Here is an 11,200-nt window from a genome sequence, read left to right as displayed (position 1 = left end):
TCAACCGAGGCGCGCATTCTACAGCAGCCTCATTTGCTGTCAAGTGATTATTTTCAGAAGTTTTCGAAGATTTCTTCAACAACTTCAACCACTTGCGCTTCCGATCTCTCGTTAGCGGGAGGCGAATTCTACAGCGTTACACGCTGCTGTCAACACCTCTTTTTCTCCGCTTTCGACCGAGAAGATCGAAACGTTAATAGAGCCAGACAACACTGCCCTACCAACTCCTTCTGGGCTTCGATGAACTGAAGCAAGTCGCTGTCGAATTCTGCGTAACTCTTTGTTTACCAAGGAGTTTTCCGTTTCGACTGCGCCGGAAGTGGGGCGAATTATAGACAGATAAAATTCGCCGTCAACACTTAATTTCAGGTTTATTCGGATTTTAGCGTAATGCGCGCAAATGCCTTCTTCCCCGCCTGGCAAACGTGGGTAGCGCCCAGCTCGTATATAAAGGTGCGATCCACAACCTCACCATCTATACGCACCCCACCCGAACCCAGAAGGTCGCGCGCAACCGCCGAGTTCTTAACCAGGCCAGCCTTATTAAGCACGGCAGCAATCGGCATCGCCTCGGCAGCAGACAGCTCGATCTCCGGCAAATCATCAGGCAACTCGCCATCCTTCATGCGATTACCCGCAGCACGGTGAGCACTGGCCGCAGCCTCCTCACCATGGAAACGCGCAACAATCTCTTCCGCCAGCTTAATCTTCACGTCACGTGGATTAGCGCCTGCCTCTACATCAGCACGCAGCGCATTGATTTCGTCCATCGACCGGAAGCTCAGCAACTCGAAGTAACGCCACATCAAAGCATCAGGAATCGAAACCAGCTTGCCGTACATAACGCCCGGCGCCTCCTGGATACCGACATAGTTCCCCAGGGACTTGGACATCTTCTTGACGCCATCCAACCCTTCCAACAACGGCATGGTCAGGATGCACTGGGCTTCCTGCCCATACGCACGCTGGAGCTCACGCCCCATCAACAGGTTGAACTTCTGATCAGTGCCGCCCAGCTCAACGTCCGCACGCAACGCTACCGAGTCATAACCCTGAACCAACGGGTAGAGGAACTCGTGAATGGCGATCGGCTGATTGGTGGAGTAGCGCTTGTCGAAATCATCACGCTCAAGCATGCGCGCGACAGTGTACTGAGAGGTCAAGCGAATGAAGTCCGCCGGCCCCATCTGATCCATCCAAGTAGAGTTGAACGCCACTTCGGTCTTGGCTGGATCGAGTATCTTGAATACCTGAGTCTTGTAGGTCTCGGCATTATCGAGCACCTGCTCACGGGTCAGCGGCGGACGTGTGGCGCTCTTGCCGCTCGGATCACCGATCATTCCGGTGAAGTCACCTATAAGGAAGATGACCTGGTGCCCCAACTCCTGGAACTGGCGCAGCTTATTAATAAGCACCGTATGCCCCAGGTGCAGATCCGGCGCAGTCGGATCAAAGCCAGCCTTAATACGCAGGGGCTGACCACGCTTGAGCTTTTCGATCAGCTCAGCTTCGACCAACAGTTCTTCCGCACCACGTTTTATCAGCGCTAGCTGCTCTTCAACCGACTTCATAACAGACCCGCAAGGCTCAGATTCAAAAGGGAACCAACCATACAAGATCAGGGACTAATTACAAGTTTTGCCCTGCGAACGGACACCGTTCAGCAAGCCCAGCGTTCGCGAGCTTGCGCCACAGATGATTTGGTTATATTTTATACAGTTATTTCATCTTCATCATGTCATTCATCTTTTCCATTTCATCTTCAAAGTCAAAATTACCTATGACCACTGAACCGTCTAAAGCGCCGCCGCTTTACCCGAAGACCCACCTGCTCGCCGCAAGTGGTATCGCCGCCCTTCTCAGCCTGGCACTCCTGGTATTCCCTTCCAGTGACGTAGAAGCCAAACGAACATCCCTGAGCCTTGACCTGGAAAGTCCAGTTGAACAACTGACACAAGATCAAGACGCTTCCGACGCGCAACAAGCCACAAATACGACCACCGAATCACCGTTCGCCCAGATAGAAAACAACCCCGAAGACACCCAACAAGCAGCCCAGAGTACAGCTGCGCCTGCTGCCGACACGGCCAAAAACCCTCAACACCGCGAAGTGATCGTGGCCAAGGGCGACACCCTGTCGACTCTATTCGAGAAGGTCGGCCTCCCCGCCGCTACCGTTAATGAAGTGCTGGCGAGCGACAAACAAGCCAAGCAGTTCACCCAGCTCAAGCACGGCCAGAAGCTCGAATTCGAGTTCGCCCCCGATGGCCAACTGAACAACCTGCACAGCAATGTCAGCGACCTCGAAAGCATTACCCTGACAAAGGGCGCCAAAGGCTTTGCCTTCAATCGGATCACTACCAAGCCGGTCATGCGCTCGGCCTATGTACACGGGGTGATCAACAGCTCCCTGTCACAGTCGGCGGCCCGGGCAGGCCTGTCCCACAGCATGACCATGGACATGGCCAGCGTGTTCGGCTACGACATCGACTTCGCCCAGGACATTCGCCAGGGCGACGAATTCGACGTGATCTACGAGCAGAAAGTCGCCAACGGCAAAGTCGTGGGCACCGGCAACATTCTCTCCGCACGCTTCACCAACCGCGGCAAGACCTACACCGCCGTGCGCTACACCAACAAACAAGGTAGCAGCAGCTACTACACTGCCGATGGCAATAGCATGCGCAAGGCCTTCATCCGCACCCCAGTGGACTTCGCTCGTATTAGCTCGCGTTTCTCCATGGGTCGCAAGCATCCAATTCTGAACAAAATCCGCGCCCATAAAGGCGTCGACTACGCCGCCCCGCGCGGCACGCCGATCAAGGCAGCCGGCGACGGTAAAGTCCTGCTGGCAGGACGTCGTGGCGGCTATGGCAATACCGTGATCATCCAGCACGGCAATACCTACCGCACCCTGTATGGCCACATGCAAGGCTTTGCCAAGGGCGTGCAAACCGGCGGCACAGTGAAACAAGGCCAGGTGATCGGCTATATCGGTACTACCGGCCTGTCCACCGGCCCACACTTGCATTATGAGTTCCAGGTCAATGGCGTTCACGTCGACCCACTGGGCCAGAAGCTGCCCATGGCCGACCCGATCGCCAAGGCCGAACGTGCCCGTTTCATGCAACAGAGCCAGCCGTTGATGGCGCGCATGGACCAAGAACGCTCCACCCTGCTGGCTTCGGCGAAGCGTTAAGTATGGCGCTCTATATTGGCGTGATGTCCGGGACCAGCCTTGATGGCCTGGACATCGCCTTGATCGAGCAGTCCCTGGCGATCAAGCTGATCGCTACACACTACATTCCCATGCCCGACACCCTGCGCACTGAGCTGCTTGCTCTTTGCGCCAGCGGGGCAGATGAGATCGCTCGCTCAGCCATCGCCCAGCAGAACTGGGTGAAGCTTGCCGCTCAAGGTATTCACGCTTTACTCGACCAACAAAACCTCAAGCCCCAGGACATTCGCGCAATTGGCAGCCATGGCCAGACCATCCGCCATGAACCCGCACGGGGCTTTACCGTACAGATCGGCAACCCGGCCTTGCTCACCGAGCTTACAGGCATCACCGTGGTCAGCGATTTCCGTAGCCGCGACGTCGCCGCCGGCGGTCAGGGCGCTCCGCTGGTCCCTGCGTTCCATGAAGCGCTATTTGGCGAGCACAGCGGTAACCGTGCCGTATTGAATGTGGGAGGTTTCAGCAACCTCAGCCTGATTGAGACCGGCAAACCTGTAGCCGGCTTCGACTGCGGCCCAGGTAATGTCCTGCTGGATGCGTGGATTCACCAGCAACGCGGTGAACACTTTGATCGTGATGGCCAGTGGGCGGCCAGCGGCAAGGTCAAGCCAGCTCTACTCAACGCCCTGCTCAGCGACCCTTTCTTCGTGACCACGGGCCCCAAGAGCACCGGCCGCGAAGTATTCAATCTGGAATGGCTGCACCAACACCTGGGTCGCTTACCAACATTCGAGCCTCAGGATGTTCAGGCCACGCTACTTGAGCTGACCGCCCTGACCATCATCGAATCCCTGCAGGCCGCCCAGCCCCAGACCGAAACACTGCTGGTGTGTGGCGGAGGCGCCCGCAATACCGCGCTGATGAACCGCCTGGCCGCTCTGCTACCATCGACTCAAGTCAGCAGCACCGCCACTTACGGAGTAGACCCCGACTGGGTCGAGGCCATGGCCTTCGCATGGCTGGCCCATTGCTGTCTCGAAGGCATCGCCGCCAACCGCCCAAGCGTCACCGGGGCACGAGGACTTCGGGTACTGGGCGCCATCTACCCGACCTAAAATCTGCGCACAGCAAAACGCCGCTTGGCCTATCACAGCCAAGCGGCGTTTTTGCATCCGTTGCCGATCAGATCGAGAACGAAGACCCGCAACCACAGGTGGTGGTAGCGTTAGGGTTCTTGATCACAAAGCGTGAACCCTCCAGACCTTCCTGGTAATCCACCTCGGCACCGGCCAGGTATTGGAAGCTCATCGGGTCCACAACCAAACTTACGCCTTCGCGCTCAACGATGGTGTCATCATCGGCTACATCTTCATCGAAGGTAAAACCGTACTGAAATCCTGAACAACCGCCGCCCGTAACGAATACGCGCAGCTTCAAGCGATCATTACCCTCTTCATCGACCAGGCTCTTCACCTTGTGCGCAGCACCGTGGGTGAATTGCAAAGCCGTGGGGGTGAAGGATTCAACGCTCATGCTGATAATCTCCCGGCGTAGCGCCGCCATATGCGTAATGGTCTGCATTATCCGCTTCTCCTAGAAAAGCGGTCAACTATTGTTACGGTATATCAATCTGCGCTGTCGCCATTAAAAACACAAAAGGCCCGATCAACGGGCCTTTTGCTTAGCGACTCAACCGCCTCAAGGCAGCATGCCCGCGTGGGACAGCCCCAACTTCTCATCCAGGCCAAACAGGATGTTCATGTTCTGCACCGCCTGGCCGGACGCGCCCTTAACCAGGTTATCGATCACCGACAACACCACGACCAGGTCACCGTCCTGCGGGCGATGCACAGCAATCCGGCACACATTGGCACCGCGCACGCTGCGGGTTTCCGGGTGGCTGCCGGCCGGCATCACATCGACGAACGGTTCGTTGGCATAACGCTTTTCAAACAGCGCCTGCAGGTCGACCGAGCGATCGACCACGGTGGCGTACAACGTGGAGTGAATACCGCGGATCATTGGGGTCAAGTGCGGGACGAAGGTCAGGCCCACGTCCTTCCCAGCCGCGCGGCGCAGCCCCTGACGAATTTCTGGCAAGTGACGGTGACCTTTCACCGCATAGGCCTTCATGCTTTCCGACGTCTCGGAGTACAGCGAACCAACCGCCGCACCACGACCGGCACCGCTGACGCCTGACTTGCAGTCCGCGATCAAGCGCGAAGCGTCTGCCAGCCCCGCTTCCAGCAAAGGCAGGAAGCCCAACTGTGTAGCCGTCGGATAGCAGCCCGGTACAGCAATCAGGCGCGCTTGCTTGATCTGTTCACGATTCACTTCCGGCAGGCCGTACACCGCCTCTTCCAACAACTGCGGCGCGCCGTGCGGCTGGCCATACCACTTGGCCCACTCATCAGCGTCCTGCAGACGGAAGTCCGCCGACAAGTCGATCACCTTGGTGCCGGCGGCCAACAACTCGCCTGCCAGGGCGTGGGCAACACCGTGCGGGGTGGCGAAGAACACCACGTCGCAGCCGCCCAGGGTCTTGATGTCCGGAACACTGAACGCCAGGCCGTCGTAATGACCGCGCAGGTTCGGGTACATATCGGCCACGGCCAGCCCGGCCTCGGATCGGGAAGTGATGACCACCACCTCAGCTTGCGGATGCTGAGCCAACAGACGCAGCAATTCGACACCGGTGTAACCCGTGCCGCCGACGATACCGACCTTGACCATAAACCTGCCCTCAACGAACCCACTGGAAAGCCGTCGATAATAGGGGTCGTATCGTCCTGCGACAACCGCCAACGTGACGTATGGGCGCATGAGCCACTACTATCCTCAGTTACCGTGAACCTGGGAATAACTAGAAATGCTCTATCTATGGATCAAAGCCTTCCACATCGTCAGCGTCGTCTGCTGGTTTGCCGGGCTGTTCTACCTGCCACGCCTGTTTGTCTACCACGCCCAAAGCGAGGACACCGTCAGCAAAGAGCGTTTCAGCGTCATGGAGCGCAAGTTGTATCGCGGCATCATGGGGCCGGCGATGATCGCCACGTTGATTTTCGGCGGCTGGCTGATCTATCTGAACCCAGGCATCTTTCATTCGGGCGGGTGGATTCACGCCAAGCTGACCCTCGTCGTACTGCTCATTGGCTACCACCATATGTGCGGCGCGCAGGTAAAACGCTTTGCCCGTGGCGAAAACACCCGCAGCCATGTCTTTTATCGCTGGTTCAATGAAGTGCCCGTTCTGATATTGCTGGCTATCGTAATTTTGGTCGTGGTCAAACCGTTCTAACTTCAATTACTTGGGGTACCTCCAATGTCGCTGCCCGCTCTGCTTGAACAACGTCTGCGCCTGCCCGTCGTGGCGGCGCCGATGTTCCTGATTTCCAACCCGCAACTGGTCCTGGCGTGCTGCCGCAATGGGGTAGTCGGGAGTTTCCCGGCGCTTAACCAACGCGAAAGCAGCGGGTTCAAGGCCTGGCTGGAGGAAATCGAAGCGGGCCTGGCGCTGCTGGACAACCCCGCGCCCTATGCCGTCAACCTGATCGTGCACAACAGCAATCCCCGCCTGGAGGCAGACCTGGCGATCTGCATTGAGCATAAAGTGCCCATCGTCATTACCAGCCTGGGTGCCGTCAAAGAGCTGGTGGACGCGGTACACAGCTACGGTGGCCTGGTGTTCCACGACGTCACCACCCGCCGCCATGCCGAGAAGGCTGCCGAGGCCGGTGTGGACGGCCTGATCGCCGTAGCAGCCGGCGCCGGTGGCCATGCCGGCACCTGGAGCCCATTCTCGCTGATTGCCGAGATCCGCCAGTTCTTCGACAAAACCCTGCTGCTGGCCGGCTGCCTCAATCACGGGCACGAGATTCTCGCCGCCCAACTGCTCGGTGCAGACCTGGCCTATTTCGGCACGCGCTTTATCGGCACTACCGAAAGCCAGGCACCGGATGCGTATAAAGAGATGCTGCTCACATCGCGCGCCGCCGACATCGTGCACACTCCCGCTGTCTCCGGCGTGCCCGCCAGCTTTATGCGCCAGAGCCTGGAAAACGCCGGTTTCGACCTCGCCGCCCTGCAAGGCAAAGGCGAGGTCAACTTCGGCTCCAAGCTCAAGCCGTTGAGCGACGAGGCCAAAGCCTGGAAGACCGTATGGTCTGCTGGCCAAGGCGTCGGTGAGATTGATGATTTGCCCAGCGTCGATGAACTCGTTGCGCGCCTGGATGCCGAATACCGCAAGGCACGCGAACAGGCGTCACAACTGCGCTGGCCACGTTGACCCAACCGCCAGGCCTGCTGATTAGACGGGCCTGCACTACCTCCCTGAACAAGTGACAAGGAAGCCCGCATGAGCGACAACCGTTTCAAGATTGTGTTTGATGGAGCCTTGCTCCCGGGTGTCGAAAGCACCACGGCCAAACTGAACCTGGCCGAGCTGTTCAAGAGCGAAGTCGAAGCCATCGAAAAGCTCTTTACCGGCCGCCCGGTTGCGCTCAAGCGCGACCTGTCTCGCCCGGATGCGGAAACCTACCTCACCGCGCTGAAAAACGCCGGGGTCGACGCGCGCATTGAGCCCGAACAGCCTGTGGCCTTCAGCCTGGCTGAAACTCACGAGACGGATTCCGGCCCTTCTGGTTTCGCGCGTCCGGATGCCTCGCCTTATGCGCCTCCCCGCGCGGCGGTGGGTGATGACCTGCCCGAGTACGCCACCCTCAAAGTCTTCACTATCCATGGGCGGATCGGCCGCCTGCGCTACCTGGCATGGACCCTGGTGCTGACCCTGGCGATGCTGGTTGCGGGTGGCATCATCAGCACCGTCAGCTTTGCCGTGGCTACCGCCTCGCCGATTGCGGGCACCATCATCGGAGTACTGCTGGGTCTCGCGCTGTTTGTGGCGCTGGTATGGGTCAGTGTGCAAATCGGCGTGCAGCGCCTGCATGACCTGGGCTGGTCGGGCTGGTTGTACCTACTCAACCTGGTGCCATTGGTGAACAGTGTCTTCCCGATCCTGTTGCTGGTACTGCCGGGCAATGCAGGCGCCAACCAGTATGGTGCGCCACCGCCACGTAACTCCACCGCGGTAAAAGTCCTGGCCACGCTGTGGTTGGCGTTTATTCCAGTCATGCTTGCCATCGTGGTGACCTTGGGCATGAACGGTTACCTGGACCAGCTCGAAGCTAACGTGGACAGCAGCTACGAAAGCAGCTCCATCACCTCCGACGAAGACGCCGACCAGGCGGCAACCGTCGAAGAAGACGAAGCGCAGAGTGCTGACGAAGCGGGCGAACCTGTAGACTCTCCAGAACAGTGAAGAAACGCCCCCGGCCTGTGATGCCTCTGTCACAGGCGCGGCGGCGTTGCGATGGAGAAAGGCATGACCCGTTACGCTCTGATCACCGGCGCCTCCAGCGGCATCGGCCTGGCCCTGGCCGAAGCACTCGCCCGTCGCGGCCGCAGCTTGATTCTGGTGGCCCGCCAGCGTGATCAGTTGGAAAGCATTGCAATCGAATTGACCCAACGCTTTGGCGTCGAAGTGCTGTTCCGGGCCTGCGACCTTGGCGAGCCACTGCGCTTGTCCGGGTTCCTGCTGGAGCTTGAAGAAGGCGAGCGGCAGATCGACCTGCTGGTGAACTGCGCCGGCATCGGCACCAGCGGGCCGTTCCTGGCCCAGGACTGGATGACCGAACAGGACCTGATGGAGGTCAACATCCTGGCCCTGACCCGTATGTGCCATGCGCTCGGCAATGCCATGGCACTGCACGGCGGCGGGCAGATTCTCAATGTGGCGTCCATCGCGGCATTCCAGCCCGGCCCGTGGATGAGCACTTATTACGCCAGCAAGGCCTATGTGCTGCATTTCTCCGAAGGCTTGCGCGAAGAACTGAAAACCTGCGGCATCAAGGTCTCGGTGCTCTGCCCCGGCCCGACACGCACCGCGTTCTTCGGCACCGCGCAGATGGACACCGCCAGGCTCGACCGCAGCCAACAGCTGATGAGCCCCGAAGAAGTGGCGCTCTACACCGTACGCGCACTGGAAAAGAACAAAGCCATCATCATCCCCGGCCGTCGCAACCGCTGGATCGCCTTCAGCCCGCGTTTCAGCCCACGCTGGCTGACCCGCAAGATCGCCGGCGCCATCAACAAGGCCTATTGCCCACGCTGACGGGCTGGGTACACTCATCCTGCACTTTCATAATGGAGAAACAGTTGTGGATACTCTGTTCACCAAGATCATCAACAGAGAAATACCCGCGGATATCATCTACGAAGATGACCAAGTCCTGGCGTTCAAGGACATCTATCCGGCGGCGCCCGTGCATTTCCTGGTCATTCCCAAGAAACACATCCCCACGCTCAATGACCTGACTGAAGAAGATAAAGCCCTGGCCGGTCATATCCTGTTCACCGCCCAACGCCTGGCTGTAGAACAAGGGTGTGAAGAAGGTTTCCGGGTGGTGATGAACTGCAACCCGAAAGGCGGGCAGACCGTTTATCACATCCATATGCACGTGCTGGGCCAGCGCCAGATGAACTGGCCGCCGGGCTGATCAGCCTTTCAGCAAAGGTCGCAGCCCAGGCTGCGACCCCATGCCCTTGACGCAACGCAAACGCTTGCCCCTCTCTTGCGGTAAACTGGCCGCCGAGATTCTTCCCGGAGGTCAGCATGACTACCCAACGTCACTACTCGCCGATTGACCGTCTGTTGCTGCAAGCCGACATGGCCATGCGTACGCTGCTGCCCTTCAGCGGCCAGCCGTATCGCCCCTCGCCCGCCATCGTGCAGCCCGACGCGCAGATGAGCGAGGCCGAGACCCGTCACGTCGCCGGCTTGATGCGCATCAACCATACCGGCGAAGTCTGCGCCCAGGCGCTGTACCAGGGCCAGGCGCTGACCGCCAAGCTGCCGCAGGTGCGCGCAGCCATGGAGCATGCCGCCGAGGAAGAAATCGATCACCTGGCCTGGTGCGAGCAACGCATCCGCCAACTGGGCAGTCACCCGAGCGTGTTGAACCCGCTGTTCTACGGTTTATCGTTTGGGATCGGCGCCGCGGCCGGCCTGATCAGCGACAAGGTCAGCCTGGGTTTTGTCGCAGCGACTGAACATCAGGTGTGCAAACACCTGGACGAACATCTGGAACAACTGCCGGCCGAAGACGAAAAGTCCCGTGCCATTCTTGAGCAGATGCGCATTGATGAAGAACATCACGCAGAAAGCGCGCTGGATGCCGGTGGTTTTCGCTTCCCGGCGCCAGTGCGGTTTGGCATGAGCCTATTGGCCAAGGTCATGACTAAAAGCACGTACCGAATCTGAGCCAAAAGAAGGGCGCTATCACAGCGCCCTTTCTTTTTGCCCGCCGATTGAGCGATCAACCCAACTCAATTATCTCGTAATCATGGGTAATGGCCACCCCGGCCGCGCCCAGCATGATCGACGCCGAGCAATACTTCTCCGCCGACAGTTCGATAGCGCGCTTCACCTGCGCCTCTTTCAGCGCCCTGCCCTTTACCACGAAATGCATGTGGATTTTGGTGAATACCTTGGGGTCTTCGGTGGCACGCTCGGCCTCCAGGAAGGCTTCGCAGCTTTCCACGGCCTGGCGGGATTTCTTCAGGATGCTGACCACGTCGAAATTGCTGCAACCGCCTACGCCCAGCAGGAGCATTTCCATCGGGCGTACGCCCAGGTTACGGCCACCGGCTTCCGGCGGGCCATCCATGACCACCACATGGCCACTGCCCGACTCACCGAGGAACATGGCTTCGCCCGCCCATTGGATGCGTGCCTTCATCGCCCAGACTCCACTGCTAAAAAAGGGTCGCCAGCTTAGCACAGGGCCCGCCTGCGTCAGCGTTTGCAACAAAAGCGATCAAAAGCAGGCTTTGCGCGGAAAATTGGCTAATCGAGTCAGAATGTGTCTGTTAAGCTGACGCCAAATCGATGGCGTAATGCCACCCTTTATACAGCGCGTATCAATGCCGATACCCGATGAATACAACAACTCCAACTATTTAGCG

12 protein-coding genes are annotated in these 11,200 nt (G+C 58.7%); 8 read left to right on the top strand and 4 right to left on the bottom strand.

Annotation, left to right across the window (positions count from 1 at the left end; all coding sequences use genetic code 11):
- Window positions 1–371: 371 nt before the first annotated feature.
- Window positions 372–1,571, bottom strand: coding sequence for a tyrosine--tRNA ligase (gene tyrS / locus BM110_RS22235; RefSeq protein WP_010206932.1), 1,200 nt, complete (start codon window positions 1,569–1,571; stop codon window positions 372–374).
- Window positions 1,572–1,780: 209 nt separating this feature from the next.
- On the opposite strand from tyrS, the gene BM110_RS22230 reads away from it, so the two are divergent.
- Both BM110_RS22230 and BM110_RS22225 read left to right on the top strand, forming a co-directional pair.
- Window positions 1,781–3,199 carry a peptidoglycan DD-metalloendopeptidase family protein gene (locus BM110_RS22230; protein ID WP_093514184.1) on the top strand — a complete coding sequence of 473 codons (1,419 nt, stop codon included), beginning with the start codon at window positions 1,781–1,783 and terminating at the stop codon, window positions 3,197–3,199.
- Window positions 3,200–3,201: 2 nt separating this feature from the next.
- On the top strand, window positions 3,202–4,293 hold the full coding sequence (locus BM110_RS22225) for an anhydro-N-acetylmuramic acid kinase (protein ID WP_093514183.1): 1,092 nt from the start codon (window positions 3,202–3,204) through the stop codon (window positions 4,291–4,293).
- A gap of 67 nt (window positions 4,294–4,360) precedes the next feature.
- Here BM110_RS22225 and erpA read toward each other — a convergent pair whose 3' ends face one another.
- A complete protein-coding gene (gene erpA / locus BM110_RS22220; protein ID WP_003176443.1) occupies window positions 4,361–4,711 on the bottom strand; it encodes an iron-sulfur cluster insertion protein ErpA in 351 nt (116 codons plus the stop codon).
- 165 nt (window positions 4,712–4,876) lie between these two features.
- A complete protein-coding gene (argC, locus tag BM110_RS22215) occupies window positions 4,877–5,911 on the bottom strand; it encodes an N-acetyl-gamma-glutamyl-phosphate reductase (RefSeq protein ID WP_092242356.1) in 1,035 nt (344 codons plus the stop codon).
- Window positions 5,912–6,047: 136 nt separating this feature from the next.
- On the opposite strand from argC, the gene hemJ reads away from it, so the two are divergent.
- From hemJ to coq7, 6 genes are all read left to right on the top strand, one after another.
- Window positions 6,048–6,476: a protoporphyrinogen oxidase HemJ gene (gene hemJ / locus BM110_RS22210; protein ID WP_071490210.1), complete on the top strand. Its 429-nt coding sequence runs from the start codon at window positions 6,048–6,050 to the stop codon at window positions 6,474–6,476.
- A gap of 24 nt (window positions 6,477–6,500) precedes the next feature.
- The gene (locus BM110_RS22205) at window positions 6,501–7,463 is read left to right on the top strand and encodes an NAD(P)H-dependent flavin oxidoreductase (protein ID WP_093514182.1); all 963 of its coding nucleotides are present in this window, start codon (window positions 6,501–6,503) and stop codon (window positions 7,461–7,463) included.
- A gap of 69 nt (window positions 7,464–7,532) precedes the next feature.
- Window positions 7,533–8,495 (top strand): DUF805 domain-containing protein, encoded by a 963-nt coding sequence (locus tag BM110_RS22200; protein WP_092242347.1) that lies wholly within the window; start codon window positions 7,533–7,535, stop codon window positions 8,493–8,495.
- A 63-nt stretch (window positions 8,496–8,558) separates the two neighbouring features.
- Entirely contained in the window at window positions 8,559–9,347 is a 789-nt protein-coding gene (locus tag BM110_RS22195; RefSeq protein WP_092242344.1) for an SDR family NAD(P)-dependent oxidoreductase, read from the top strand.
- 46 nt (window positions 9,348–9,393) lie between these two features.
- On the top strand, window positions 9,394–9,732 hold the full coding sequence (locus BM110_RS22190) for a histidine triad nucleotide-binding protein (RefSeq protein WP_071490214.1): 339 nt from the start codon (window positions 9,394–9,396) through the stop codon (window positions 9,730–9,732).
- Between the two features lie 116 nt (window positions 9,733–9,848).
- Window positions 9,849–10,496, top strand: a complete 648-nt coding sequence (coq7, locus tag BM110_RS22185) for a 2-polyprenyl-3-methyl-6-methoxy-1,4-benzoquinone monooxygenase (RefSeq protein ID WP_093514181.1) — start codon at window positions 9,849–9,851, stop codon at window positions 10,494–10,496.
- A gap of 55 nt (window positions 10,497–10,551) precedes the next feature.
- Here coq7 and BM110_RS22180 read toward each other — a convergent pair whose 3' ends face one another.
- Window positions 10,552–10,974 carry an OsmC family protein gene (locus tag BM110_RS22180; RefSeq protein WP_005792019.1) on the bottom strand — a complete coding sequence of 141 codons (423 nt, stop codon included), beginning with the start codon at window positions 10,972–10,974 and terminating at the stop codon, window positions 10,552–10,554.
- Window positions 10,975–11,200 lie beyond the last annotated feature (226 nt).

The organism is Pseudomonas sp. NFPP28, assembly GCF_900115535.1.
GTDB classification, from domain to species: domain Bacteria; phylum Pseudomonadota; class Gammaproteobacteria; order Pseudomonadales; family Pseudomonadaceae; genus Aquipseudomonas; species Aquipseudomonas extremorientalis.
This window is presented reverse-complemented; position numbering and strand designations above follow the sequence as displayed.

What these genes read in the sequence shown, in the direction of transcription:
- tyrS (WP_010206932.1), bottom strand. Translation starts at nt 1,571, where the DNA reads ATGAAGTCGGTTGAAGAGCAGCTAGCGCTGATAAAACGTGGTGCGGAA.
- BM110_RS22230 (WP_093514184.1), top strand. Translation starts at nt 1,781, where the DNA reads ATGACCACTGAACCGTCTAAAGCGCCGCCGCTTTACCCGAAGACCCAC.
- BM110_RS22225 (WP_093514183.1), top strand. Translation starts at nt 3,202, where the DNA reads ATGGCGCTCTATATTGGCGTGATGTCCGGGACCAGCCTTGATGGCCTG.
- erpA (WP_003176443.1), bottom strand. Translation starts at nt 4,711, where the DNA reads ATGAGCGTTGAATCCTTCACCCCCACGGCTTTGCAATTCACCCACGGT.
- argC (WP_092242356.1), bottom strand. Translation starts at nt 5,911, where the DNA reads ATGGTCAAGGTCGGTATCGTCGGCGGCACGGGTTACACCGGTGTCGAA.
- hemJ (WP_071490210.1), top strand. Translation starts at nt 6,048, where the DNA reads ATGCTCTATCTATGGATCAAAGCCTTCCACATCGTCAGCGTCGTCTGC.
- BM110_RS22205 (WP_093514182.1), top strand. Translation starts at nt 6,501, where the DNA reads ATGTCGCTGCCCGCTCTGCTTGAACAACGTCTGCGCCTGCCCGTCGTG.
- BM110_RS22200 (WP_092242347.1), top strand. Translation starts at nt 7,533, where the DNA reads ATGAGCGACAACCGTTTCAAGATTGTGTTTGATGGAGCCTTGCTCCCG.
- BM110_RS22195 (WP_092242344.1), top strand. Translation starts at nt 8,559, where the DNA reads ATGACCCGTTACGCTCTGATCACCGGCGCCTCCAGCGGCATCGGCCTG.
- coq7 (WP_093514181.1), top strand. Translation starts at nt 9,849, where the DNA reads ATGACTACCCAACGTCACTACTCGCCGATTGACCGTCTGTTGCTGCAA.
- BM110_RS22180 (WP_005792019.1), bottom strand. Translation starts at nt 10,974, where the DNA reads ATGAAGGCACGCATCCAATGGGCGGGCGAAGCCATGTTCCTCGGTGAG.